25 protein-coding genes are annotated in these 26,741 nt (G+C 46.0%); 7 read left to right on the top strand and 18 right to left on the bottom strand.

Translation table 11 applies throughout. From position 1 onward, the window contains the following. Window positions 1-6: 6 nt before the first annotated feature. The 15 genes from FD974_RS00870 to bioB form a co-directional block, all read right to left on the bottom strand. Window positions 7-873 carry a cell division protein FtsQ/DivIB gene (locus FD974_RS00870; protein WP_251374616.1) on the bottom strand — a complete coding sequence of 289 codons (867 nt, stop codon included), beginning with the start codon at window positions 871-873 and terminating at the stop codon, window positions 7-9. Continuing rightward, window positions 870-1,883: a D-alanine--D-alanine ligase gene (locus tag FD974_RS00865; RefSeq protein WP_215364943.1), complete on the bottom strand. Its 1,014-nt coding sequence runs from the start codon at window positions 1,881-1,883 to the stop codon at window positions 870-872. The genes FD974_RS00870 and FD974_RS00865 overlap by 4 nt, the downstream gene beginning before the upstream one ends. Further along, window positions 1,876-3,312 carry a UDP-N-acetylmuramate--L-alanine ligase gene (gene murC / locus FD974_RS00860; RefSeq protein ID WP_215364942.1) on the bottom strand — a complete coding sequence of 479 codons (1,437 nt, stop codon included), beginning with the start codon at window positions 3,310-3,312 and terminating at the stop codon, window positions 1,876-1,878. Before murC ends, FD974_RS00865 begins: the two co-directional genes overlap by 8 nt. Next, window positions 3,309-4,358, bottom strand: a complete 1,050-nt coding sequence (gene murG, locus FD974_RS00855; protein WP_215366489.1) for an undecaprenyldiphospho-muramoylpentapeptide beta-N-acetylglucosaminyltransferase — start codon at window positions 4,356-4,358, stop codon at window positions 3,309-3,311. The genes murC and murG overlap by 4 nt, the downstream gene beginning before the upstream one ends. A 20-nt stretch (window positions 4,359-4,378) precedes the next feature. Further along, complete coding sequence (gene ftsW, locus FD974_RS00850; RefSeq protein ID WP_215364940.1) at window positions 4,379-5,650, bottom strand: putative lipid II flippase FtsW; 1,272 nt, start codon at window positions 5,648-5,650, stop codon at window positions 4,379-4,381. Further along, window positions 5,647-7,266, bottom strand: coding sequence for a UDP-N-acetylmuramoyl-L-alanine--D-glutamate ligase (gene murD / locus FD974_RS00845; protein WP_215364939.1), 1,620 nt, complete (start codon window positions 7,264-7,266; stop codon window positions 5,647-5,649). Before murD ends, ftsW begins: the two co-directional genes overlap by 4 nt. Window positions 7,267-7,274: 8 nt before the next feature. Continuing rightward, window positions 7,275-8,444 carry a phospho-N-acetylmuramoyl-pentapeptide-transferase gene (gene mraY / locus FD974_RS00840; RefSeq protein ID WP_215364937.1) on the bottom strand — a complete coding sequence of 390 codons (1,170 nt, stop codon included), beginning with the start codon at window positions 8,442-8,444 and terminating at the stop codon, window positions 7,275-7,277. Continuing rightward, the gene (gene murF, locus FD974_RS00835) at window positions 8,435-9,874 is read right to left on the bottom strand and encodes a UDP-N-acetylmuramoyl-tripeptide--D-alanyl-D-alanine ligase (RefSeq protein WP_251374615.1); all 1,440 of its coding nucleotides are present in this window, start codon (window positions 9,872-9,874) and stop codon (window positions 8,435-8,437) included. Before murF ends, mraY begins: the two co-directional genes overlap by 10 nt. 8 nt (window positions 9,875-9,882) lie before the next feature. Further along, entirely contained in the window at window positions 9,883-11,436 is a 1,554-nt protein-coding gene (locus FD974_RS00830; protein ID WP_215364936.1) for a UDP-N-acetylmuramoyl-L-alanyl-D-glutamate--2,6-diaminopimelate ligase, read from the bottom strand. Further along, window positions 11,433-13,205, bottom strand: a complete 1,773-nt coding sequence (locus tag FD974_RS00825) for a penicillin-binding protein 2 (protein WP_215364935.1) — start codon at window positions 13,203-13,205, stop codon at window positions 11,433-11,435. The genes FD974_RS00830 and FD974_RS00825 overlap by 4 nt, the downstream gene beginning before the upstream one ends. Beyond that, window positions 13,202-13,468, bottom strand: coding sequence for a cell division protein FtsL (gene ftsL / locus FD974_RS00820; RefSeq protein WP_215364933.1), 267 nt, complete (start codon window positions 13,466-13,468; stop codon window positions 13,202-13,204). The genes FD974_RS00825 and ftsL overlap by 4 nt, the downstream gene beginning before the upstream one ends. Next, on the bottom strand, window positions 13,465-14,415 hold the full coding sequence (gene rsmH / locus FD974_RS00815) for a 16S rRNA (cytosine(1402)-N(4))-methyltransferase RsmH (protein WP_215364932.1): 951 nt from the start codon (window positions 14,413-14,415) through the stop codon (window positions 13,465-13,467). Before rsmH ends, ftsL begins: the two co-directional genes overlap by 4 nt. A 12-nt stretch (window positions 14,416-14,427) precedes the next feature. Further along, window positions 14,428-14,856, bottom strand: a complete 429-nt coding sequence (gene mraZ / locus FD974_RS00810) for a division/cell wall cluster transcriptional repressor MraZ (RefSeq protein ID WP_215366483.1) — start codon at window positions 14,854-14,856, stop codon at window positions 14,428-14,430. Between the two features lie 273 nt (window positions 14,857-15,129). Then, complete coding sequence (gene coq7 / locus FD974_RS00805; protein WP_371817117.1) at window positions 15,130-15,759, bottom strand: 2-polyprenyl-3-methyl-6-methoxy-1,4-benzoquinone monooxygenase; 630 nt, start codon at window positions 15,757-15,759, stop codon at window positions 15,130-15,132. Window positions 15,760-15,765: 6 nt separating this feature from the next. Next, the gene (gene bioB, locus FD974_RS00800) at window positions 15,766-16,815 is read right to left on the bottom strand and encodes a biotin synthase BioB (RefSeq protein WP_215364931.1); all 1,050 of its coding nucleotides are present in this window, start codon (window positions 16,813-16,815) and stop codon (window positions 15,766-15,768) included. Window positions 16,816-16,904: 89 nt separating this feature from the next. Between bioB and bioA the strand changes: the two genes are divergently transcribed. From bioA to FD974_RS00780, 4 genes are read left to right on the top strand one after another with little or no spacing between them, the layout of a single operon-like run. After that, a complete protein-coding gene (gene bioA, locus FD974_RS00795) occupies window positions 16,905-18,251 on the top strand; it encodes an adenosylmethionine--8-amino-7-oxononanoate transaminase (protein ID WP_215364929.1) in 1,347 nt (448 codons plus the stop codon). Next, a complete protein-coding gene (locus FD974_RS00790) occupies window positions 18,248-19,483 on the top strand; it encodes an 8-amino-7-oxononanoate synthase (RefSeq protein WP_215364928.1) in 1,236 nt (411 codons plus the stop codon). The genes bioA and FD974_RS00790 overlap by 4 nt, the downstream gene beginning before the upstream one ends. Beyond that, window positions 19,480-20,196, top strand: a complete 717-nt coding sequence (gene bioD, locus FD974_RS00785) for a dethiobiotin synthase (RefSeq protein WP_215364925.1) — start codon at window positions 19,480-19,482, stop codon at window positions 20,194-20,196. Before FD974_RS00790 ends, bioD begins: the two co-directional genes overlap by 4 nt. 19 nt (window positions 20,197-20,215) lie before the next feature. Next, a complete protein-coding gene (locus FD974_RS00780; RefSeq protein WP_215364923.1) occupies window positions 20,216-21,409 on the top strand; it encodes a M20 aminoacylase family protein in 1,194 nt (397 codons plus the stop codon). 28 nt (window positions 21,410-21,437) lie between these two features. Here the strand turns inward: FD974_RS00780 and FD974_RS00775 are convergent, their stop codons facing one another. The 3 genes from FD974_RS00775 to apaG form a co-directional block, all read right to left on the bottom strand. After that, window positions 21,438-22,214 (bottom strand): enoyl-CoA hydratase, encoded by a 777-nt coding sequence (locus FD974_RS00775; protein ID WP_215364920.1) that lies wholly within the window; start codon window positions 22,212-22,214, stop codon window positions 21,438-21,440. Between the two features lie 20 nt (window positions 22,215-22,234). Continuing rightward, complete coding sequence (locus FD974_RS00770) at window positions 22,235-23,392, bottom strand: murein transglycosylase A (RefSeq protein WP_251374614.1); 1,158 nt, start codon at window positions 23,390-23,392, stop codon at window positions 22,235-22,237. A gap of 138 nt (window positions 23,393-23,530) precedes the next feature. Further along, window positions 23,531-23,905, bottom strand: coding sequence for a Co2+/Mg2+ efflux protein ApaG (apaG, locus tag FD974_RS00765; RefSeq protein WP_215364916.1), 375 nt, complete (start codon window positions 23,903-23,905; stop codon window positions 23,531-23,533). 49 nt (window positions 23,906-23,954) lie between these two features. Here apaG and rpe point away from each other — a divergent pair, with 49 nt between their 5' ends. From rpe to FD974_RS00750, 3 genes are read left to right on the top strand one after another with little or no spacing between them, the layout of a single operon-like run. Then, window positions 23,955-24,680 (top strand): ribulose-phosphate 3-epimerase, encoded by a 726-nt coding sequence (gene rpe / locus FD974_RS00760; protein ID WP_215364915.1) that lies wholly within the window; start codon window positions 23,955-23,957, stop codon window positions 24,678-24,680. Then, on the top strand, window positions 24,680-26,185 hold the full coding sequence (gene trpE / locus FD974_RS00755; RefSeq protein ID WP_215364913.1) for an anthranilate synthase component I: 1,506 nt from the start codon (window positions 24,680-24,682) through the stop codon (window positions 26,183-26,185). The genes rpe and trpE overlap by 1 nt, the downstream gene beginning before the upstream one ends. After that, window positions 26,169-26,735, top strand: a complete 567-nt coding sequence (locus FD974_RS00750; RefSeq protein ID WP_215364912.1) for an aminodeoxychorismate/anthranilate synthase component II — start codon at window positions 26,169-26,171, stop codon at window positions 26,733-26,735. The genes trpE and FD974_RS00750 overlap by 17 nt, the downstream gene beginning before the upstream one ends. Window positions 26,736-26,741 lie beyond the last annotated feature (6 nt).

Raw genomic sequence — 26,741 nt, 5'->3', positions numbered from 1 at the left:
CAATCCTCATTGCTTCCGCTCACTTTTTTTAGCATCAACTTCATTCTTTCTTGGACTCGCAGAAGCGAGATGGACTGCAAAACCATTGGCATAGCGCAAATCAATCGCATCCACGCGATTAGCCCACTTCTCTTGGACCTGTGGCCAGTATTTAAAGAGGCGAGCTACACGATCTTCGGTTAAGGTTTTGTCCGAATTTTCTTCATCGCGACCAAACTCCACTTTCATTCCATTGGAAAGCTTGACATTCCATGCGTATCGATCAGATAGGGTCAAACTTTTTACCTCTGCATCCCATGGCTTAAACCAGGCATTTGCTTTTTCATAAAGTCGCATCACTTCTTTGCTGGAATCCTCTGGACCATGAAAATCAATCAGTTGAATGCCATCACCAACTTCTGAGATGCGGCCAGCAAAAATTTCGCCATGAGTATTCATTAAACGATGGCTATCTACCCCACCCCATACTCCAAATGGTTTTTGCTCTTCGATATTGACAACTAATTCATTAGGCCAAACTCTACGGACATTGGCATGTCGCACCCAAGGCATTGACTCAAAGCCACGCTTAACATCTTCTAAGCGGACGCTAAAAAAGTTTCCTTTAACCGTTTCAATGACCTGCTGCTTCACGATTGGTTTATTAATATGCTTTAGAGTTTCACCAGCAACAGGTTCAATCACAATTTGTCGTAAGGCAAAGACTGGTCTCTGGCTCAACCAAACTAAAATGCCTACCAAAAGCATCAGGGCAAATAAACGCATTAAAAAACGTGTGAGCTTTTTCATGCGCTCAGGATGATTCCAAACAGGGGAAGCCAGCGAAGCAAAAACTTCACCAAATCCAGAGAGGAAATTGCTCACCCGATTCATGCCTGAGCAGCTCCTTGATGATGCAATGTTTTACTAATCACCCATAAAACCAATTCGGCATAATCCACGCCCGCCGCTTTAGCAGCCATCGGAACTAATGAGTGTGATGTCATTCCTGGAGATGTGTTCATCTCCAATAGATAAGGCTTACCAGTCTGTTGATCTAGCATCACATCAGCGCGACCCCAGGTCTTGCAACCAAGGGCACGATATGCTGCTAAAGCCAATTCCTGGACAGCTAAATTAACCTCTGGAGCCAAGCCAGTTGGGCACAAATATTTCGTCTCATCTGAGAAATATTTATTATGAAAGTCATAGTTGGCTTGGGGCGGAATAATTTTAATTACTGGCAATGCTTCTGCATCTTTGCCAAAGCCCACCAAAGGACAAGTTAACTCATCACCAATAATGCAAGTTTCTGCAATCACTGCTTTATCCATTGCGGCTGCGAGTTGATAAGCGGCAGGTAACTCATCCACTGACTTCACTTTTGTTAGTCCTAGCGACGATCCTTCGTGGGCAGGCTTCACAATTAATGGTAAACCTAACTTACGTACTACTGCATTCCAGTCACTATCGGCCTTAAGCTCTTCAAACTCAGGGGTGGATAAACCACTGCTAATCCAAATACGTTTTGTAGCTATCTTGTCGATCGCTAACGCTGATGCCAACACTCCACTTCCGGTATATGGCAAACCCAATAACTCCAGCAATCCTTGAATAGTGCCGTCTTCTCCATAGCGGCCATGCAAAGAAATAAAGACACGATCAAATTTTTCTTTGGCAAGCTCTGTTGGGCAACGTAGACCAGGATCAAATGCATACGCATCAACCCCCTTGGAGAGGAGCGCCTCTAAAACCCCACCACCTGACATTAGTGAAATCTCGCGCTCACCTGAACGCCCACCTAGCAATACGCCTACCTTACCCAAAGATTTGACATCAAGCTTGGCAAGGTCTTGTTTGACCCGCTCACCCCAAGGCAAGATTCTCTCAATTTGATTAGACATTTTTTGCCCCCGCTAATACCTGCGGCAACCCAGAAATTGATCCAGCTCCCATCGTGATTAAGACATCACCGTCACGCAGTAGAGTGTTTAACTTCTCAGGCATGTCCGCTACCGTAGGAGCAAACGCTACTGCGGTACCATCTAATAAGGCCTTAGTATCCTTATCCGCTGTTAGGGCTGCTTTCATGAGACTTTGTCCATTAGCACCTGGAATTTTGGCTTCGCCGGCTGGATAAACCTCGGTTAAGACTAGAGCATCGAAATTCTTGAGTACCTGAACAAACTCACCAAAACAATCTCGAGTACGCGTAAATCGATGTGGTTGAAATGCCAGAACTAATCGACGCTCAGGATAAGCTCCGCGGGCAGCAGCTAAGGTAGCAGCCATCTCTACTGGATGATGACCATAATCATCGATCAATGTAAAACTGCCGCCACCAGCCAATGGAATATCACCATATCTTTGAAAGCGACGTCCCACTCCACCAAATTCAGATAAGGCTTTCACAATCGCATCATCGCCAACACCTAATTCTGTTGCAATGCCGATAGCTGCTAATGCATTTCGTACGTTATGCAAACCTGGTAAATTCAATTGCACTTCCAGTGGGCCTGGCTTATTACCGTGCCTTCGAACCGTTCTGCGATCTACACGGAAATGCATACGAGTGCCTTGCGCACGAATATTACTCGCACGAATATCGGCATCATCTGATAAGCCATAACGCAGCACTGGTTGCGAAACAAAGGGGATGATGTCTCGTACATTCGCATCGTCCACGCAGAGTACGGCTACACCATAGAAAGGCATGCGCTGTATAAACTGAACAAAAGCCTGCTTCAATCTCGCCATGTCATGCTGATATGTATCCATATGATCAGCATCAATATTGGTCACTACTTCCATTGCCGGAAATAACTGCAAGAAAGAGGCGTCAGACTCGTCTGCCTCTACCACGATGAAATCACCCTGGCCTAAGCGCGCATTTGCACCAGCAGAATTTAGCTTTCCGCCAATGACAAACGTAGGATCTAGACCACCCTCAGCCAATACAGAGGCAACCAGGCTCGTAGTCGTTGTTTTTCCATGTGTGCCAGCAATCGCAATGCCCTGCTTTAAGCGCATTAGCTCGCCAAGCATGACAGCACGCTGAATAATAGGCACTTTTGCAGCGCGAGCAGCCAAAACCTCTGGATTATTTCCAGCCACTGCCGTCGAAATCACCACCGCTTCAGCAGTACCAATATTTTTGGGGTCATGTCCAATATGAATGATGGCACCTAACTCACTCAAACGTTTCGTAGTGGCGCTCTCAGATAAGTCAGATCCAGAGACTTGATAACCCAAGTTCAAAAGTACCTCGGCAATACCACTCATACCAGCCCCGCCGATACCTACAAAGTGAATTTGCTGAACAATATGCTTCATACGCCTACTCCCGCACAATCAGCACAAACTTCAGCAACACGCCTAGTAGCATGGGGTTTAGCCAGTGCATGCGCCCGCTCAGCCATTAATCTCAAATCGTCTCGACTCAGGTTCTGAATCATCAAGGCAAGATCTTGTGGATTGAGATTTTTCTGTGGCAATAAAACTGCTGCATCTGCATCAGCCAAAAAACGGGCATTGCCGGTTTGATGATCATCTATTGCATAGGGAAAAGGAATGAGGCAAGAAGCCACTCCACATGCTGCAATCTCCGAAACAGTCATCGCGCCAGAACGACAGATTACTAAGTCTGCTTGTGCATACGCTGCAGGCATATCGTCAATAAATGGACGAATATCAGCCACCACACCCAATTGAGAATATCGCTTCTCAAGATCTGCCAAATGTTTCTCACCGGCCTGATGAATTACATGAGGTCGCACCTCTTTATCCAGCATAGCCAATGCAGCAGGTACCACCTCATTTAAAGCTGCCGCACCTAAACTGCCACCCACCACCAATATAGATAATCGTCCATTGCGCTGCGCATAACGTTTAGCGGGGACCTCAATTACATCGAATTCTTCACGAATGGGATTGCCTACCCACTCTGCATTTTTCATCGTGTCAGGGAATCCAGTTAAAGTGCGTAGTGCAATTTTGGCTAAAGCTAAATTGGCGCTTCCAGCCACTGAATTTGCCTCATGCAACACTAAAGGTCTTTTCAATACCTTCGTAATTAATCCGCCAGGGAAAGTAATGTAACCCCCCATTCCCAATACCACGCTAGGCTTGAGCCGGCGCATAATTTTCCAACTTTGCAAACAAGCTCTCGCTAAGTTAATCGGCAGCATGAGTTGCGCTTTAATGCCTTTGCCGCGTAGGCCGCTGAAATCAACCGATTCAAATGAAAAATGGCGTGCCTGTACCAGACGATATTCCATCCCATTTTTATTACCGAGCCAAGATACATTCCAGCCACATATCCTCAGATATTCAGCAACGGCAAGACCCGGGAAGATATGTCCCCCGGTTCCCCCAGCCATAACTAAGATGGAAGGCTTGGTCACAACTTACCTCCCCGCATCAGAATACGATTTTCATAATCGATTCGCAGAAGCATTGCAATTGCAATTGCATTCATGAGAATTCCAGAGCCGCCATAACTCACTAGAGGCAGAGTTAATCCTTTAGTTGGAAGCAAGCCTAAGTTCACTCCCATATTGATAAAAGCTTGCCAACCAATCCAAATGGCAACACCTTTTGCAGCTAAGCCAGCAAAACTTCGATCTAACTGCAAAGCAGTGCGGCCAATTAAAAATGCGCGGCGCACAATCCAATAGAACAAGAAAATCATGACTACAACACCAACAAATCCTAGCTCCTCACCAATCACGGCCATGATGAAGTCTGTATGAGCTTCTGGGAGATAGTGCAGCTTTTCAACGCTGCCACCCAGGCCCAATCCAAACCACTCGCCACGACCAAATGCCATTAAGGAATGGGTTAATTGGTAGCCCTTGTTAGCGGCATTTTCAGCCTGCCATGGGTCGATAAACGCCATAATGCGTTTTTGTCTAAACGGCGATAAGGCAATAATCGTTACTGCACTTAAGATACCTACGCCTAAAAGCCCACCAAATAACTTAGCGTTAATTCCACCTAAAAATAAGATCCCAAACGCAATGATGGATATCACCACAAGCGCTCCCATATCAGGCTCAGCCATTAGCAAGCCCCCAACTAGAGCAACTGCGATTCCCATTGGTAGCATTCCCTTTACAAATGAGTGCAAGTACTCTTGACGCTTCACTGTATAACTAGCCGCGAAGATCACTGCAGCAAACTTCATGAGTTCCGATGGTTGAAAGTTCATTAAACCTAATGGGATCCAGCGCTTGGCTCCATTCACACCCTTACCAATTCCCGGAATTAATACAGCAATTAACAAAAGCACTGTAAAACCAAAAATGAGCGGTGAATAACGATCCCATACGGTGCTTGGAATCTTAAATGCCCATATGCCAACTACTATTGCAATCGACAAGGAAATTAAGTGGCGAATCAGAAAGAAATTGCTACTGTAATTTGCGTACTTAGGGCCATCAGCCAGAGTAATGGATGCCGAATAAACCATGACCAAACCAATTAAGGCCAAAGATAAAACTGCCCAAACGAGTAACTGGTCATAATCCATCATGCGAGAGCGCGTCTGCTCAACGCCAGATACAGCATCCCGCAAACCGCTTCGGAAGTTATCAATCCCGCCGCGCGAGAAATTCCAAAAACGGCCTAGGCCCAAACGATTTTCAGGAAAGAATTTTTCCTTCAAACTCATATTTGAACTCCCTCGAATTGCATTTCCAATTCTTGAACTTCAGCAACAAAAGCATGAGCGCGCTCGACGTAATCCTTAAACTGATCAAAGCTTGCACAGGCAGGTGATAACAACACAATATCTCCAGCCTGGGCTCTTTTGGCTGCCTCAGAAACGGCATTATGCAAAGTCTCGCTCATTGTTGAAGAAACTGCATCGCCTAAAGCCTGAGCAATCACTGGAGCATCTTTACCAATCAAGAAGACGCCCTTTACAAATCTCAATGCGGGCTCACGCAACGGACCAAAATCTTGACCTTTGCCTTCCCCGCCTGCAATTAACCAAATACGCTTACCCGATTCATTAGCACTTAAACCATTTAATGCGGCAACGGTTGCCCCAACATTAGTGCCCTTACTGTCATCTACATACTCAACATTTGATACGACGGCAATGCTCTGCACGCGATGGGGTTCACCATGGTAATCACGCAATCCATGTAACAACATATTCATTGGCAAACCTGCTGCTCTAGCCAAAGCAAGGGCGGCCAATGCATTTAAGGCATTGTGGCGACCACGAATACGTAGAGCATCAGCTGGAATTAAACGCTTTAACCTGAGCGGCTCATCTTCAACGGCAACTGATTTACGACGGCGCTTCGGTTGAGGCTCTTGATCCTCATCCACCTCGGCCCATACCAGCCAGTCAATTCCACCCGCACGCAAATCATGCTCAATTCCGAAAGCACCTTGCTCATCCGGACGATTAGCCCCGAAGGTAATAATCGACTTGCTTGCTCGCTGCTCCTCCGAAAATAAACCCATCACCTGCGGATCATCACGATTCAAAATACAGACAGTATTTGAACCAAAGATATTGGCCTTAGCATCTATATATGCCCGCATATCACCATGCCAATCCAAGTGATCTTGCGAAATGTTTAGCACTGTCGCTGCAGTTGCATTGAATGTGCTCGTATAGACCAACTGAAAGCTTGAAAGTTCTAACACCCAAACTTCGGGCATATCTTCCACTTGATCTGCCTCATCAAGAGAGGACATCAATTTGTCTAATGCCGCTGGGCTAATATTGCCCGCAACTGCAACACGCTTACCAGCCCTTTCACATAGTTGACCAGTTAAAGCGGTAGTCGTTGTTTTGCCATTAGTACCCGTAATAGCCAACACCGCTGGCTTGTATTGCATGCTATTGACTTGGGCCATGCGATCTAAAGCTGCCACTGCTCGAGCAAAAAATTCCAACTCACCCCAAATATCAATCTCTAGCTCTTTGGCTTTGAGAAGGAATGACTGAATTGGCTCCAAAATAGGAGATAAGCCAGGGCTGATTCCAATCACATCAATATGATTTAAGTGCGTCTCTTCAAGTGAGCCAAAATACACTTCCTGAAGACCTGCAAATTCAAGATCAGCTAGCCAGGCTTTCTGGCGTTCACTTAATTGCTGACGTTCCCGAGTATCAGCCAAACTAACTTGTGCACCATTTCGTATGCACCACTTTGCCATGGCGTAGCCAGACTCACCTAAACCTAAGATTAAAAACTTTTGTGGCTGAGTGTAGCCATCCTCTGCGAGGAGTGATGGATTAGCAAAGGCGAGATCTAAGTTATGCATATTTTGGCTTACCGTAATTTCAGGCTGGAAAGGCCAATAAGGACTAAAAGAATAGTGATGATCCAGAAACGAACCACTACTTGCGTTTCACGCCAACCGCCCAATTCAAAATGATGGTGGAGCGGTGCCATCCTGAAAATACGACGACCCTCTCCATACCGTTTCTTCGTATATTTGAACCAAATCACTTGCAACATTACTGAACAAGTCTCGGCAACAAAAATACCCCCCATCACAAAGAGCACAATTTCTTGCCTCACAATGACAGCAATCGTGCCAAGGGCGCCGCCCAATGCCAGCGCACCGACATCCCCCATAAACACCTGTGCAGGGTGAGTGTTGTACCAAAGAAATGCCAACCCAGCACCGCCCATTGCTCCACAGAAAATCATCAACTCACCAGCACCTGGGATATAAGGAAATAAGAGATACTTGGCATAAATGGCATTACCCATCACGTAGGCAAAAGCACCCAATGCAGCACCTACCAAAATGACTGGCATGATCACCAAGCCATCGAGCCCATCAGTTAAGTTAACTGCATTACTACTACCTACTATCACTAGGTAACTCAAGATAATGAAACCCATTACGCCTAATGGATAGCTCACTTCTTTCATGAATGGAATCAATAGATTCGACTTTGCTGGGAGATCTAGTGCAAAACCGCTCTTGAGCCAATCGTAGAAAAGCTGTAATACCTTGAGGTTATTCACCTCTGAAACGGAGAATGCCAAATAGATTGCAGCAAACAGACCAATTAAGGTTTGCCAAAAGAATTTCTCCCTAGAAGCCATTCCCTTGGGGTCTTTACGAACGACCTTACGGTAGTCATCCACCCATCCCACCATACCAAAGCCAAAAGTCACAATCATCACAATCCAAATAAAGCGATTACTTAAGTCCGCCCAAAGCATGCAGGAAATAAATATGCCTATCAGAATTAATACGCCACCCATTGTTGGTGTACCAGACTTCACCAAGTGAGTTTGTGGACCATCTGTACGAACTGCCTGCCCCATCTTCAATTCTGTTAATTTACGAATAACCCATGGACCGGCAGCCAAGCCGATTAGAAGCGCAGTAACCGTAGCCATCACTGCTCTAAACGTAATGTAATTAAAGACCCGGAAAAAACCAAAGTCATCTTGGAGCCACTGGGCCAATATCAAGAGCATGTTTTAGCCTCCTCTAACAAGGCCTGTACAACACGCTCCATCCGCATAAAACGGGAACCTTTAACCAAAATATTTAAATACGCGGAATCATCGGCATCCAGGCTACCGAGAGCATGATTAAGGTTTTCCAATAGCTGATCAATGTCTTTGAAATGCAGCGCACTTTGAGCAATTGCTTGTGTATTGAGTGCATCATTAAAACCTTGCACCGCAAATTGACATTGTTCACCAAGAGTAAATAATTTAGTAATACCCTGCTTTGCAGCATAAGCCCCCACCTCTTGATGAAAAGCAGGGCCTTGCTCGCCCACTTCACCCATATCACCAAGAACTAGCCAAGCTTCATGGCTAGACTGCTTAAGCGCATCAATTGCTGCTCTAACAGAATCAGGATTAGCGTTATAACTATCATCAATCAAGGTTCGGTTGGAGGTCAACATCTTTGCTTGCATTCGGCCATGAACAGGCATGAATGACTCTAATCCCAACTGAATATTCTGAAGTTCAAGGCCTGCAGCTAAAGCTACAGCACTTGCTGCAAGAGCATTGCGTAAATTGTGCTGCCCCAATGTATTTAATTGAACTTCAATATTTCCTTTTTCAGTCTTAATGTGGAGTTTTCCGTTGGGTAAAAGCTGCCCAGTCACAGCTGCTGAGGTCTGATTACCTGATGAAGCTAAGACGAAATCAATAATCCTTCGGCCATCGGCAGCCGCACGCCAAACATGACAAAAATCTGAATCTGCAGGAAATACTGCTACACCATTCATTGGCAAGGCAGACAATACTGCCGCATGCTCATTGGCAACTGCTTCCACGCTGGTCATAAACTCTTGATGCTCGCGCTGGGCATTATTAATTAATGCAATATTGGCTTGGACAACAGTAGCAAGCTCAGCAGTTTCACCAGGATGATTCATGCCGAGCTCAATCACAGCTAAGCGGTCGCTTGAACGCATGCGCAGTAGAGTCAACGGCAAACCAATGTCGTTGTTGAGATTGCCCTTAGTTACTAAAGTTGCATTCTCGCCAACCGCCGCTTTAAAAATAGAGGCAATCATTTCCTTGACGGTAGTTTTGCCATTAGAACCAGTGACAACAGCCACTGGAATAGCAAACTGCTTTCGCCATGCCTGGGCTAACTGACCTAAACTTTTTTTAGTATCACCTACACAAACAGCTGGCAGATTTTCTGGGCACTGATGTGAATCGCTAATTAGGGCAGAGCTCGCTCCCGCTTGAACGATGCCAGAGAGAAATTGGTGGGCATCAAAGCGTTCACCAGATAAAGCAACAAATAGTTCACCCGCTTGAACCTGGCGACTATCACTTCCAATGCTAGAAATCTGTAGAGACTTTGCAGCCTCCTCTGAGATATTGAGTAAATTACTACCAGGCAACATGTCATGAATATGGGCGAGCGTTGTCATGGAAGCATTCATAGAGCACCCCCCGCAGCTAAGCGAATATGCTCTTGATCTGAGAAATCAAATTTCTTTCCTTTGATTTCTTGAGTAGATTCATGCCCTTTACCAGCGACCAAGATGACATCTTTGAGGTCAGCATGGCGAACCGCAGCCATGATTGCTGCCGCTCTATCTGGCAAGGATTGAATGTTGCTAGATTTCTTAGTCATCCCAGAACGAATCATTGCGATGATGGCCTCAGGCTCTTCCGAGCGCGGATTATCACTCGTTAAAACAACGTGATCCGCATACTCTTGCGCCACTTGACCCATTTGTGGTCGCTTGCCTGAATCGCGATCACCACCACAACCAAATACACACCACACCTTGCCACCTCTTTGAGTGGCAAGTGGCCGTAAAGCAGTTAACGCTTTAGCAAGTGCATCTGGGGTATGAGCAAAGTCAACGACTACTAACGGGCCATCGGTTCTATGGGTTTTATTTAATTGAATGAGTTCCATACGGCCAGGAACTGGTCCTAAATTAGCCATTCGCTCAGAGGCTTGCACTGGGGTCATGCCTTGACTTAGCAATACCGTCCATACAGCCAAACAATTACTGAGATTAAATTCACCTAACACTGGCAAATGCAGCACGCTAGATTCAAAGTCTTTGCTGGCAAATACTGCATCGTATCCAGTCGAGCCGATCTTGAAGTCTTTTATGTGGGTAGATTTCAGACGGCCAGCAAAATTCTCAAAACCAGCAAAGGCCTTCTCTGTTAAAGCATATCCCCATACAGACAACTTATTTGCCGCCAATAGCTTTACTGCCAACTCACGCCCAAATGGATCATCAAAGTTAATGACGACATTTTCTAAAGTGGGAATCGAAAAGAGTTTTTCTTTGGCCTGCGCATAATCGGCCATTGTGCCGTGATAGTCCAAATGATCTTGCGTCAAATTCGTAAAGACTGCACAAGAAACTTCTAACCCTGCTACACGCTCTTGATCAAGGGCATGCGATGAAATTTCCATTACCACTTGCTGAGCACCTTGATCCAACAGCTCTTTCAACTCTGTTTGTAAACGAGGTGCGTCTGGAGTGGTGTAGCCAGAGTAGACCAAAGCCCCAGGAAAGCCCGTACCCAGAGTACCCACCACGGCAGTGCGATGATTTTCTACATCCAATGCTTGTGCTAACCACTGAGTAATGCTGGTCTTTCCATTCGTACCTGTAACACCAATGACATGTAATTGTTTACTGGGGCAGTCATACCACTGTGAACACAACTTACCTGCTACAGTCGCTAAATTGGAGACAGCAAAACATTGTGGATGATCTAAATACTTATCTGCAATTCCATCAGCTGGATCAAATACCACTGCAGCAGCGCCATTTTTTAGGGCTACAGCAATATATTCTCGACCATCCCTAAATGCCATACCCCTTCCAACGGGATACGCAAAGAAAATATCTCCGCCGGCAATTTGACGACTATCAGCGCGAACATGTGCATTGCGACTAGCGACATCACGCAATCGAGAAATCAGTTGATCAGGTTCTGTAATCACGATCGCCATCATCTCTTGAGTACCGCTTGCTGAACTTTTGCGGACGCACTCTGAATATCTACTGAGTTTTGATCCTGCAATACCATTTGCTTCAGATTGTTGTCAGGCAAAACATTCAAGGTGCGCAAGGTTTCGCTCACGATCGTCGAGAACACTGGGGCTGCTACATCACCACCATAGTGACTGCCACCAGTGGGCTCATCAATCATCACTGCAACGACAATACGTGGTGCGCTAATAGGGGCTAAACCAGCAAAATAAGCACGATATTTGTTGGCATAACTTTTACCAACTAATTTATGTGCTGTACCGGTTTTCCCACCAACTCGATATCCTTCTGCCTGCGCTTTGATCGCGGTACCACCCGGCTCTGTGACAGTCTCCATCATGCTGCGCATATCAATCGCCGTTTTTGCCGAGATGATCTGGGTGCCGTGCTTAAATTCGGGGCTGCGCTCAATCGTGAGCGGCACTAATTCGCCATCACGCGCAAAAATAGTGTAAGCACGTGCCACCTGAAATAGTGATGACGAAATACCATAACCAAATGCAATACGCGCTTGATCGGTTGGCATCCATTTCTTATGTGGATGAACTGTGCCTGCTACTGCTCCAGGAAATCCAATTTTTGGTGCCTGACCAAAACCAACAGAGGTAAAGAAATTCCACATCTCCTCAGCGGAGAGATTATTCATGGCAATTTTGGCCGTGCCAATATTGCTCGACTTTTGAATAATCTGCGAGACCGTCAGGTTTCCATATGGATGTGTATCGGTAATTGGCTTGGGTCCAATGAGATATTTTGCGCCGATTGCCATATTGGTATTCGGCGCAATTACACCCTTCTCTAAGGCAATTGCAACTGTCAACGGCTTCATCGTAGAGCCAGGCTCAAATGTATCGGTTAGCACACGATTGCGTAGTTGCTCGCCTGTTAACTTCTTGCGATCATTAGGGTTGTAGCTTGGGTAATTGGCTAAGGCTAATATTTCTCCAGTCTGCGTATCCAAAACCACCGCACCACCAGCACTTGCACGATGTTGCTCTACTGCACTCTTAACAGCGTTGTATGCCAAGAATTGAATCTTGCTATCAATGGATAGCTGTAGATCTTTTCCATTTTGAGGCAATTGCAAAATGGCGATTTCCTCTACAACCCGACCCAAACGATCCACTACCACTCGGCGTTGTCCTGGATGTCCAGCTAAGTCCTTCTCTCGTGAAAGCTCCATTCCCTCTTGGCCACGATCCTCAACATTGGTAAAGCCAACGACATGCGCCATTGCTTCACCCTCTGGGTAGAAGCGGCGGTATTCATTATTAAGCCCAATGCCAGGAATTTCTAATTGCTTTATTTGCTGAGCAATTGCGGGATCAACTTGACGCTTTAGGAATACCTGCTTACGCTCCTCTTTAAGTTTTCTACGTAACTCTGCATCACTAATCTGCAATAGACTCGCTAACTGTTTAAGTTTCTCAGGCGCTAAATCATCCGGAACAGTGTCGTTATAAGCAATCACCGACTTGGCCTCAAGACTTGTAGCAATGACTTGGCCATTGCGATCAAGAATTTTTCCGCGGTATGCAGGTAATTCCAGCTCACGCTGAGTTCCACGCACCCCTTTAGCTTCATAGAATGCATTTCCTGGGCCTTGGATCCAAAAGGCACGAATCAATAGCAACATGAATACAAAGAACAACATAAACAGCATTAAACGTGACCGCCACATCGGCAGACGCAATACCAAATTTGGAGTAGTAGAAAAACCTACTGGTCTCATCTAGCCTCCTTCAGGTACAGGGTACGATCAGGAGTAATTGGAACCATATGTAATTGGTTACGGGCAACCTCACGAATACGAGCAGACTTCGATAAATTTCTCTGCTCATATTCCAGTCGCAACCAATCTTGATTAAGCTTTCGCTCTTGAATTTGAGCGCGCTCTAATGAAATAAATAATTTACGCGCACGTTGCTGAGCGGCGACTAAAGATAATGCGCACACCAGGAGCAAGACAAGCAAAGTCAAAGTAGCGCGATTCAAACTAATGCTCCTAAGCGCTTCTGGGCAACACGCATAATCGCAGAACGCGCGCGAGGATTTTCTTGAACCTCAACATCACTTGGCTTAACGCGCCCAATAATTTCTAGCGGGCTAAATGGCAAGTCTTTATCACGCACTGGCAATCCACGTGGTACATCCACCTTGGCATTTGCCTGCATAAATTGCTTCACGATGCGGTCTTCTAAAGAGTGAAAGCTAATCACTGCTAAGCGTGCACCTGGCTTTAATAATGTCAAAGCCGCTTTTAAACCAATCTCTAAATCTTCTAACTCACGATTGATAAATATTCGTAAAGCTTGAAATGTTCTCGTCGCAGGATCCTGCCCTAGCTCGCGAGTACGCACAACGCTGGCAACTAGGCTAGCTAATTGCAAAGTTGTTTTGGGCGATTCACCATCTTCACGCCGAGCTACGATTGCTTTAGCGATTTGAGATGCAAAACGTTCTTCACCATAAGTCTTAATCACGTGGGTGATTTCCTCTTGTGGAGCCTGCTCCAACCATTGAGCAGCTGTTAATCCATGATCCGTATTCATGCGCATATCGAGTGGGCCATCTTTGCGAAATGAAAATCCTCGATGCGCTTCGTCTACTTGTGGTGAGCTGATTCCAAGATCTAGCAAGATTCCATCGACTGTTTCTGGCTCTGCGTAATGATCCATCTGTGCAAAACTGTCGTGCACGATTCTCAAACGGGAGTCGTTGATTTTTTCCGCAACTGCTATTGCTTCCAAATCCTTGTCGAAAGAAATCATGCGTGCGTTGATACCCAAGCGAGAAAGCAGTGCTTGCGTATGGCCACCACGACCGAATGTGCCATCGATCATGAGAATATTTTTTGAAGTATCCGAGGGTGTAATCAGCGGGCCACTGATCAGCGCCGTCACCGCCTCGGCCAGTAACACTGGGCGATGAGTTATGTTCATGGCACCCTGTCATCAAAAATTAAATTGTTTCAATGCTTCAGGCATACCCTGCGCAATGGCAGCCTGCTCTTTCGCAGCGTAAGTAGCCGCATCCCACAATTCCAAGTGACTACCCATACCGAGTAACATCACTTCTTTTTCAATGCCTGCAGCAGCACGCAACTCAGGGCCGACCAAAATTCTTCCAGCGCTATCCAAATCTACTTCTGCTGCATTACCCAAAAAAATTCGACGCCACCAATGCGCATCCATCGGCAATTGCGCTACACGCGCACGAAAAGTCTCCCACTCGGGACGTGGGAACAAAAGCAGGCAGCCGTCGGGGTGTTTAGTGAGCGTGACTCGACCCTCACCCTGAACCAACAAGGCGTCACGATGCTTAGCCGGCACTGACATGCGGCCTTTTGCATCCAAATTGAGAGCTGACGCACCTTGAAACACCATTTACCCCACTTTTTCACACTTCCTCCCACTTTAGAGGATTGGAATAAGGGGGTCAAGCGTTTTTAAGCAATTTTTTAGGAAATTCTCTAGTGATTACAAACACTTAGCGTGATGTGTTCACAAAATGCTACCTATAAAAATACTACTTGAAACAAGGGCTTGGAAAATATACTTAAGAATAGGTCTTAGCTATTAAGCTAATTATCTCAAAAATATACTGTATTAATAAACAGTATTATAAATAAAATGTTTTGAAAATAGGCTTTAAAGCTAGATTTTGTAAGCAGTACTCGTCATGATTGTTGACATGAACTGCATTATCTTTTTTACCGACTCGGGGAGCGGGCTTCCACCAGCAGAAATTGCGGCCTGACCGTGCTCAATTTCATCGATCCGCATTTGATCCACAATCGCGCGCGAACGATAGTCTTCTTCAGGTAGTTTTTTGAGGTGACTTTCGAGGTGATTCTCGACTTGTTTTTCTGTTTCAGCAACAAAACCCAGACTCCAGCGATCACCCGCTAAGCCAGCAACTAAGCCGATTGCGAAGGATCCAGCATACCAAATAGGATTGAGATAGCTGGTGTGCGAACCTAGCTCCTGGAGCCGTGTTTCACACCAAGCTAAGTGGTCCATTTCCTCTTGAGCAGAGTGATCAAGCATCTGTGCAATTTCTGGGTTACGAGCCACTAATTTTTGCGACTGGTAGAGTGCTTGTGCGCAGACTTCGCCGACATGATTTACACGCATCAGTCCAGCAGCATGTTCTCGCTCAGAGGGATCTAGCGCAGTTACTGAAGATGCTTCTGATCCAGGCGTCCCACGATGGGCATGGGCACCGCCAACTACTGAACGCAAAGCAGTGTCAAACTCGACAATAAACCGATCGATGAGCGCCATAAATTCTTAAACCAATACCTCGGCTTTGCAGCTTTGTTTTGTCTTTAAACCAAGCTCGGCTAAGAGCTCGCGGTCTTGTTCTGCCTCAGGATTACCGGTAGTGAGTAGTTGCTCACCATAGAAAATAGAGTTTGCGCCAGCCTGAAAACACATGGCCTGAACTGCCCTTCCTAGCTCCTGTCGACCAGCCGATAAACGTACCCGCGCGCGCGGCATCGTGATGCGCGCAACCGCAATGGTTCTAACAAATTCAAGGGGATCCAAAGGCTTCTGATCAGCCAAAGGAGTTCCAGCGACTGGCACCAAATGATTAATGGGCACAGATTCTGGGTAAGGACTGAGATTGGCCAAGCGCGCTAGGAAAGCTGCGCGTTGTTCGCGTGACTCACCCATACCCACAATACCGCCACAGCAAACGGACATACCCGCAGCCCGAACATGGGATATCGTATCCAAACGATCTTGATAGCCTCTAGTAGAGATCACAGAACGATAAAAATCCTCGCTGGTATCTAAATTATGGTTATAAAAGTCCAGCCCTGCCTCTTGAAGGGCTTGCGCCTGATCAGCCTCCAACATTCCCAAAGTGGCACAAGTTTCAAGACCAAGTGCCTTAACGCCCTTGATCATTGCGGTTACCTTTTCAATATCGCGGTCTTTAGGTTCACGCCAAGCTGCACCCATACAAAAGCGGTTGGAACCCGCTGCTTTGGCGGCTTTAGCAGCTTCCAACACCTCGTCTAGGTCCATCAATTTGTTGGCTTTAACGTCCGTGTCATAGCGCGCTGCCTGAGGGCAATACCCACAATCTTCTGGGCAACCGCCGGTCTTAATCGATAAAAGAGTTGCCAATTCAACATCGCCATCAGGAAAATAGGTGCGGTGCGTTTCTTGGGCTTTATACATAAGCTCATTAAAGGGAAGCGCGAACAAGGCTTCAATTTGAGGCACCGTCCAAGCACCAGATGCACTAGACCCTGAGTCTTTTTCGACACTTAAATCTGCCTTAGATTTAAATTGAGTCAGTGGTTTTTCGGTAGTTTGGGTGGCCTGCATGGTGAAATTCCAGAAAATAGATCGATTCAAGTCATAAACATAACAGATACAGGCCTGTATTTGGAAAAACTAGTGGTCAAATACTAAAGATGAAGTCAATTTCTGATCCAAATCAAACCACCTTGGTTGATCGCAGCCTAGATGCTGTTTGGCATCCCTGCACTCAGATGAAACATCATGAGTCCTTACCCTTGATAGCCATTAGCCATGGCAAGGGAGCATACCTCTTTGATGAGCAGGGTAATTCGATGCTCGATTGCATTAGCTCCTGGTGGACGAATCTTTTTGGACATTCAAACCCGTGTATTAATAAGGCCATTAACTCACAGCTAGAAAAAATTGAGCATGTGATGCTGGCAGGATTCACCCATCCACCAGTGGTTGAGCTTTCAGAAAAACTATCTGCACTCACACAAGGTCACTTGGGGCATGTTTTTTACGCATCTGATGGCGCCTCCGCTGTTGAAATCGCCCTAAAGATGAGTCATCACTATTGGCGACTACATGACCAGCCTCAAAAGAAAAAGTTTATCTGTCTAGAAAATGGCTATCACGGAGAAACACTAGGCGCACTAGCAGTCACTGATGTCGCTATTTTCCGCGAGGCATATGGGTCACTTTTGCAAGATGTTTTTACTGTGCCCTCACCCGACTCACGAAAAGCACAAGCAAGTGAGAGCGCCGAGGATGTTGCCAAGCAGGCCGCTAAAAAATTAGAGCAGTTATTAGAAGCTGAGCATCAAAATATTGCTGCACTCATTATTGAACCGCTAGTGCAATGCGCGGGACAAATGGCCATGTACTCACCTGAGTATCTGAAATTAGCAAGAGCCCTTTGTGATCGCTTTGATGTTCATTTAATTGCCGATGAAATTGCAGTAGGCTGTGGAAGGTCTGGAAAATTTTTTGCTTGTGAACATGCCGCTATATGGCCTGACTTTTTAACCTTATCCAAAGGTATTAGTGGTGGATATTTACCGCTATCCCTGTCGATGACAACAGATAAAATTTATCGTGCTTTCTATGGCGACAAAATTCAACAAGGCTTCTTGCACTCCCATTCTTATACTGGCAATCCCCTTGCTTGTGCGGCAGCTCTAGCCTGCTTGGAAATATTTGAAAGTGAATCTGTACTTGAAAAGAATATTGCACGAAGTGCTGATCTCGCTAAAGCATTTACGTGGGCAAAAGAAGATACTCGAATTGCGCATTGGCGACAACAGGGAATGATTCTCGCTTTTGATGTTCAGCCTGAATATCTAAAAAATCAGGCTAGTTTTGCACGCGAGATGTTTTCAGCAAGCCTTGCAGAGGGTCTTCTCATTAGACCAATCGGTAATACGATTTACGTAATGCCGCCTTACATATTGTCAGCTGAACAAACAATGCAGATGGGCGCTTCTGTACAACGCGCATTAAATCGAGTCCTCGCATGAGTAAAGATTTCCACGCATTAAATAGAGCACATGATCAGATTGCAGATCTAGATGCTCAATTATTGCGACGTAAATTACGCACCACACAGACTGCATGCGATATCAAAGCAAATGTTGATCAGCGTGATCTAAAAGCTTTTTGCAGTAATGATTATTTGGGGTTGGCAAATCACCCCAAGCTCATTGAAGCAATGAGCGAAGGCGCGAAGCGATATGGGGTTGGTAGTGGCGCATCTCATCTCATTAGTGGTCATAGCATTGCTCATGACCTGCTAGAAAAAAAATTGGCCCACTTTGAAAGTGCGCACATTCCAGACGCAAGGGCGCTATTTTTTAGTACCGGCTATCTTGCCAATATCACCGCAATTACTGGTTTAGTCAGACTTGTCGATCAAGGTCAGGCAAGTATCTATTCTGCTGGACTCAATCATGCCTCAATCATTGATGGCGTCAAATTAGCAAGCGCACAATCAAAAGCCAGTGTATTTATATTTGATCATCAAAATCTTGACTCACTAATTACTCAATTAAAAGATGATCAGAATTTATTAAAACTTATTGTGCTCGATGGCGTTTTCAGTATGGATGGAGATATTGCACCCGTCAAAGAGTTGATTGCTATTGCGCAAACCTATGATGCTCTTTTGATCATTGATGATGCACATGGATTTGGCATCCTTGGTAAGCAAGGGCACGGTATCCTAGAACATTTTGATGTCTGCTCTGAGCGAATTGTTTACATTGGCACGCTTGGAAAAGCCGCTGGTGTGAGTGGGGCATTTATTTGTGCAAGCACCCCTTTTGTAGAGTGGCTGATCCAAAAGGGGCGTCCTTACATTTACAGCACAGCAACACCTCCTGCAATCGCCCATGCACTTCTTGCTAGCTTAGATCTCATAGAGGGTGATGAGGGTACTCATCGGCGCCAACACTTAAATCAATTAATTGAAATTTGGCGCACAGAGATGAATTTCAAGCGCTGGCAAAAAGTAGAGTCCAATACCCCTATTCAGCCCGTTATTTTGGGTAGCAATGCAAATGCATTAGCAGCAGCCAAGCTGTTAGATGAGGCCGGTTATTGGATCCCGGCAATTCGCCCTCCCACGGTTCCTGCAGGCAGTGCGCGCTTAAGGGTTACTTTTTCTGCAAATCACCATGTTGATGATTTGCGCGAACTCATTCGAACATTAAAAGAAATTGAGCAGTTAGTGATCAAGGACAATCTCACTTGAATACACCCATCAATTTCTTCGTCACAGGCACTGATACTGAGGTAGGTAAAACATTGGTTACTGGTGCGCTGATAGTCAAACTCAGAGATGCGGGCCTTGATGCGGTGGGGTTTAAACCCGTTGTCGCTGGAACATACTTAGATGCCAATGGATGGAGGTTGAATGAAGACTTGGAAACACTCCGGATTGCTTCAGGTCTTGCACCCCAAGAAATCTCTTTATGCCCCTATGTCTTAGATGAGCCAGCCGCCCCTCATTTAGTAGCAAAAAATCAAGGCTTACGCCTAGATTGCACAACGATTCTGCATGCCCAAAAGGAACTGCAGTCCCAATTTCATTCGATAGTAATTGAAGGTGCCGGAGGGTTTTTGGTACCCCTCAATGAATCAGAGGATTTAGGTGATTTAACGCAAGCATTTGATTTTCCAGTCATTGTTGTTGTTGGTATGCGCTTAGGCTGTATTAATCATGCGCTTCTGACCTGTGAAGCTATTCAGTCACGCCAGCTCAATATTGCAGGCTGGGTTGCAAATACCACTTCTCATAAGATGCCTTTTTTTGAAGAAAACTTAGAAACCTTACAAGAAAGAATTTATGCGCCATTCCTTGGGGTGGTGCCTAGTCTCCCTTTAGAGCTTTCAAAGCCAGAAAATGGCCCATATTCCATCGGCGCCTTAAGATTTGCTGCAGAGCACATAAAGCTCCCAGATTAAATTCGGATAAGATGAAGTTATGCGATTACTTCCTGAAATTATCGACTCCGCATCTGCAATACAAGAAATTCGACGCAATATTCACGCACATCCTGAATTACGCTTTGAAGAAAATCGCACCTCTGATCTTGTAGCGGAGGCTCTATCGAGCTGGGGAATTACCGTCTATCGTGGACTGGGAAAAACAGGTGTAGTAGGCAAATTAGAGGGTGACTTGGGCCCTGGAAAGATGGTGGGGCTGCGTGCTGATATGGATGCGCTACCACTGCAAGAGCACAACACCTTTGAGCATGCTTCAAAAAATGCTGGAAAGATGCACGCCTGTGGTCATGATGGCCATACTGCGATGCTGCTAGGTGCTGCCCAATACCTATCAAATCATCGGGATTTCAAAGGCACAGTTATTTTCATTTTTCAGCCTGCTGAAGAAGGTGGTGCTGGCGCTCAAGAAATGATTAATGACGGGTTATTTAAACAATTTCCATGTGATGCCGTTTTTGGCCTTCACAATTGGCCCGGTCTTGCAGAAGGTCATTTTGGCGTGACGGCAGGCCCCATGATGGCCTCTAGCAATACTTTTGAAATTACTATTCGCGGTAAAGGGGGGCATGCTGCCCTACCGCACAATAGTGCTGACCCCCTCTTAACAGCTACGCAGCTTGTCCAAGCCCTGCAAAGCATTATTACTCGCAATAAACGTCCAGTAGACGCAGCCGTTTTATCGGTGACGCAATTTCATGCTGGTGAGACAAGTAATGTGATTCCAGATAGTGCATTTATTGGTGGCACAGTAAGAACATTCACCCTAGAGGTTCTTGATTTAATTGAGGGGCGCCTTACAGAACTCTCGCATAGTATTGCCAGCGCATTTGATTGTCAGGCTGAAGTTATCTTTGATCGAAACTATCCGCCCTTGATTAACCACGATCAAGAGGTTGAATTTGCCAGTGCTGTTATGAGTGAATTAGTAGGATCGCAAAACGTCAATACTTCGATTGATCCTACTATGGGCGCTGAAGACTTTGCATTCATGCTCCTGGAGAAGCCAGGTTGCTATGTGTTCCTAGGCAATGGTGATGGCGATCACCGTGCGGTAGGTCATGGCATGGGTCCATGCCACCTACATAATCCATCCTATGATTTCAATGATGCCTTGATTCCAGTGGGTGTGAACTACTGGGTCAAATTAGCCCAGCGCTATCTCGAAAAGTAGGATCGTTAAGCACTACCCGATTAGCCACTTATGAGTTCGTAAATTTGGCAGGGCGTTTTTCTAAAAAAGCTGCCATGCCTTCTTTTTGATCTTGAGTAGCAAAGCAGGCATGAAATAAGCGACGCTCAAAGTGAATGCCTTCTGAGAGAGTAGTTTCATAAGCGGTATTAATTGCTTCTTTCACCATCATCGCAGTCAATAAAGGCATATCCGCAATAGTTTTAGCAATGGCTTTTACTTCTTTTAATAGTTCTGCTTGCGGAAAAATACGAGCAACTAAGCCAGAGCGCTCTGCCTCAGTGGCATCCATCATTCGGCCAGTTAAGGCCAGATCCATCGCTTTTGCTTTTGAGACTGCGCGAGGCAAACGTTGGGTGCCTCCTGCGCCAGGAATAATGCCTAACTTCACTTCAGGTTGAGCAAACTTGGCATTGTCAGCGGCCATAATCGTGTCGCACATCATGGCCAACTCACAACCGCCACCCAGAGCAAAACCAGAGACGGCTGCAATGACTGGTTTGCGAACCTTTCTGATTTCTTCCCAATTGCGAGAAATGAAGTCGCCGCGGTAAACATCATCAAACCCATACTTCGCCATAGTCGCAATATCCGCACCAGCTGCGAAAGCCTTTTCACTGCCAGTAATGATGATGCAACCAATATTGTCATCCGCATCAAAGCCCAACAAAGCAGCGCCCAACTCATTCATTAGCTCATCATTGAGAGCATTGAGAACTTGCGGACGATTTAACGTGATGACGGCAATCTTGTTATCTACTTCAGTCAATATGGTGTTGTAGCTCATCAATCTCTTTCTTTATTTATTTAGCGTGGTAACAATAACCACATCCTGCCATCTTGCTTCATTCGGCCCGCTAATTCACCGGCAGAATCTCCTGATCCCCAATAGTAATCCGCTCTAACACCACCGACAATGGCTTTGCCCGTATCTTGCGCCATCACTAGTTTTTGTAAAGCTTGGCTACTTAACGGTCTCGTAGTACTCAAAAATACTGGTGCGCCTAAAGGCATGGCCTTCAAATCGATAGCGATACTTCGCTCACTGGTTAATGGAACACCCAGGGCTCCAATCGGGCCTACATCAGCACTCACATCGCTAGGTAGCTCTTTGAAAAATACAAAGCGAGGGTTCGCATTGAGCATCTCCTCAATACGATCAGGATTACGTTTTGCCCAAGCAGAGATCCCCTGCATGGTGGCTTGGCTGCGAGTAATCTCCTTACGATTTAATAACCACTGCGCAAATGACTTAAATGGTTGGTCATTGGTACCTGCATAGCCCAGCCGTAATACCCGTCCATCTTCAAGGCGAATTTTTCCGGATCCCTGAATTTGCATAAATGCCGCAGCCACTGGATCTTGTACCCAGGCAATTTCAGAGCCACGTAGTATCCCTGAGCTCATGAGTTCAGCTCGTGTAGGGCCCGGGGAAGGCTTATTACCTCTCCAAGCTTTAGGTAGGCCATAGAGCGGTACAGCGTAAGTCGCAGTACGCGTCAGGGAGCCATTCATCACGGGCTCGTAGTAACCCGTGATCAAGCCTTTATCACTGCCAGTGGAATTACTGCGAACCTCATAAGCTTGAAAATTGGTCTCAAAATACTGACGAATTGCTTGGGTATCTCGGCTAGAGACAGAGTTAGCCAAAGCACATACCTGCCGCCAATTGATCTCACTATTGCGCTTACGTAAGGCTCCACAACTTTTCAGCCATGCTGGCCATGCTTGAGCGAGACTATCTTCCTGCCAGCCGGGCAATGCCCCCCAAGAAACTGCTTGAAAGCTTGCAATCGACGAACTGTAAGAACCCGGTGCGGCGCCTCCGCTGGAACGATATGCGGTTCCCCGGGTTGGCGGAGTAGAACAACCCGCAATAAAGCTAATAATCGATATAGCGAATACACTGCACCATAAGGACTTACTGCCCGTTAATTTTTTGAAAGTATTGGATTTAGAGCTCATGTTTGCCAATTTACTCGATGAATACCCCATGATCCTATTTGTCTTAGAGGGAGGCCTTGCTTTAGCGCTCCTTCTATTTATTGTCTTTTGGACCGGTAAGGGTAAAAAATAGGCCTAGATTGGCCTTGAATAGCGCCCTTAATGCAAGGTTCTAGGCATCACCAAGGCAAATTCAGGGATAGGGGCCTGAAAAAACTGTGCCTCTTCAGTGACGCAGAAATATTCCCCACGCATGGTGCCGGCTGGAGTCGGTAAAGTCGACCAACTGGTGTACTCAAATTGCTCGCCAGTCCGTAACAATGGCTGCTGACCCACCACTCCCAGGCCGCGAACCTCCTGAACCTCATTGTCCCCATCCGTGATAAGCCAGTGGCGAGCAATTAGCTGAATAGCAGTGGTGCCCGTATTTTTGATTGTGACGGTATAAGCGAAGGCAAATTGCCGATTATCCGGGTCCGATTGCTCTGGCAAATACTGGGTTTTGACCGTAATGCTGATTTCATGTGGATTCATGCTGGAATTCTGCGCCATCCTGGATCCAACTGCAAGCTAGAATCTAGGTATGGATAGCCAGAAATCACCCTCAAGTAGCCAGTTTGTTATCGCCCCCTCCATTTTGTCGGCTGACTTTGCCTGCCTTGGCAAGGAAGTTCAAGATGTTCTTGCTGCGGGAGCTGATTGGATTCACTTTGATGTGATGGATAACCACTACGTTCCTAATTTAACTATTGGCCCTTTAGTTTGTGAGGCTATCCGCTCATATGCAGTGAAAGATGGCAAGCCAGCCATGATTGATGTGCACTTGATGGTTGAGCCCGTTGATCGACTCGTACCGGATTTTGCAAAAGCAGGTGCCAATCTGATTAGCTTTCACCCTGAGGCAAGCCCTCACGTCAATCGCACTCTGAACTTAATTCGTGATCAAGGTTGTCAAGCAGGCTTAGTGCTTAATCCAGCAACGCCACTAGATCATCTAGATCACACCTTGGAGTTACTTGATCTCGTTCTATTAATGTCTGTTAACCCAGGCTTTGGTGGTCAATCATTCATTCCAAGTACGCTCAATAAAATCATCCAAGTGCGTGCACGCTTAGATCGCCATCAACAAGAGACTGGTCGTCATATTCGTCTTGAGGTCGATGGCGGCATTAAGGTCGACAATATTGCGCAGGTTGCTAAAGCAGGCGCAGATACCTTTGTTGCTGGATCAGCTATTTTTGGCAAAGAAGATTATGCGCAAGTCATTACAGCAATGCGCTCAGAACTATCGAGCTCAGGAAAAGCGTAATGCAGCACTCAGAATTTCTGGCCCTAGCAAATCAGGGTTTCAACCGCATTCCTCTAGTCAAAGAAGTATTGGCTGATTTAGAGACGCCTCTTTCGCTTTACGCAAAACTTACTCAAGCATTTGGTCAAAAAAATACCTACCTACTCGAGTCCGTGCTTGGTGGCGAACGCTTTGGCCGCTTCTCATTTATTGGCTTGCCTGCTAAAACTGTATTAAGAGCTGTGGGGACACCTACAGCGCCAATCACAGAAGTTTTATTGAATGAGGAAGTGATTGAAACCAATCGTGACAATCCGCTGGACTTTATTGATACCTATTTCAAGCGCTTTAAAGTTGCGGTACAGCCAGGACTGCCCCGCTTCTGCGGTGGTCTTGCAGGTTACTTTGGATATGACACCGTTCGCTATATCGAATCTCGCTTAGCAACACATCAATTGCCGGATGAATTAGGTGTGCCTGATATTCAACTGATGCTTACTGAAGAGCTAGCAGTTATCGATAATGTTGCAGGCCGTATTTATTTAATCGTCTATGCCGATCCAGGTATTGCCAACAGCTTTGAAACTGCCCAGGCAAGACTAAAAGAATTGCTCGCTTGCCTTAGCAAGCCGGTCAGCTTGCCTACATCATTGCCAAGCACCAAAACAGATTTGGTTCGTAAATTTAAAGCAGAAGATTTTGAGAATGCCGTACTGAAAACTAAAGAATATATTTTGGCTGGCGACTGTATGCAGGTAGTGATCGGTCAGCGAATTAGTAAACCATTTACCGACTCACCACTGGCTTTATATAGAGCTTTACGCTCTCTCAATCCCTCGCCATATATGTATTTTTATGATTTTGGCGACTTACAGGTAGTTGGCTCTTCTCCTGAAATCTTAGTGCGCCAAGAAAAACGTGAAGCGCAAAAGATTGTGACTATTCGTCCGCTTGCTGGAACTCGCCCACGTGGTGCAACACCAGAAGAAGATGCGCGACTCGCCAAAGAATTACTTGCTGACCCCAAGGAGATTGCAGAGCATGTGATGCTGATCGATCTTGCACGTAATGATGTCGGACGTATTGCAAAAACGGGTTCAGTCAAGGTAACTGATTCAATGTCGATTGAAAAGTACTCCCACGTTCAACATATCGTTAGCTCAGTTGAGGGCGAATTAATAGACAACATGAGCAATATGGATGTTCTTCGGGCCACATTCCCAGCAGGCACCTTATCGGGCGCCCCAAAAATTCGGGCCATGGAAATTATTGATGAAATGGAAATCGTCAAACGCGGGATTTATGGCGGAGCAGTTGGCTACCTATCCTTTTCCGGAGATATGGATGTAGCGATTGCGATTCGTACTGGCGTAATTCGTGATGGCGTCTTGCATTCGCAGGCTGGTGCCGGGGTAGTAGCCGATTCTGACCCAACTGCTGAATGGAAAGAAACTGAGGCCAAAGCACGTGCAGTATTGATGGCTGCCGATTTAGTACAAGGAGGGCTCGATGCTCCTCATGATTGATAACTACGATTCATTTACCTATAACCTCGTACAGTATTTTGCAGAACTTGGGGAGGAGGTAAAGGTATTTCGGAATGATGAGATTTCTGTAGAAGAGATTGCCAAAATCAATCCTGCACGTATTTGTATTTCACCAGGACCATGTAGTCCCACTGAAGCAGGAATCTCTGTAGAAACCATTAAACGCTATGCGGGTCACATTCCAATTTTGGGAGTCTGCCTTGGGCACCAGGCGATTGGCGAGGCATTTGGCGGAAAGATTATCCGCGCCCAAAAAGTGATGCACGGCAAAACCGATGATATTCATCACACTGGCATGGGTGTTTTCACAGGATTACCTGATCCCTTTAAAGTCACTCGCTATCACTCCTTGGCGATTGAAAAGAATTCTTTACCAGCAGATTTGGAAATCACCGCTACCTCCTCTGATGGAGAAATTATGGGTGTGCGCCATAAACAATTTGCTGTAGAGGGGGTTCAATTTCATCCTGAATCGATTCTTTCGGAGCACGGTCACGCGCTATTGAAGAATTTCTTAGCAGCTAAATAACGCCTA

The organism is Polynucleobacter sp. es-EL-1, assembly GCF_018687975.1.
In the GTDB taxonomy this organism is placed as follows: domain Bacteria; phylum Pseudomonadota; class Gammaproteobacteria; order Burkholderiales; family Burkholderiaceae; genus Polynucleobacter.
Note: the sequence above shows the minus strand (reverse complement) of the source record. Positions and strands in the feature narration are given on the sequence as shown.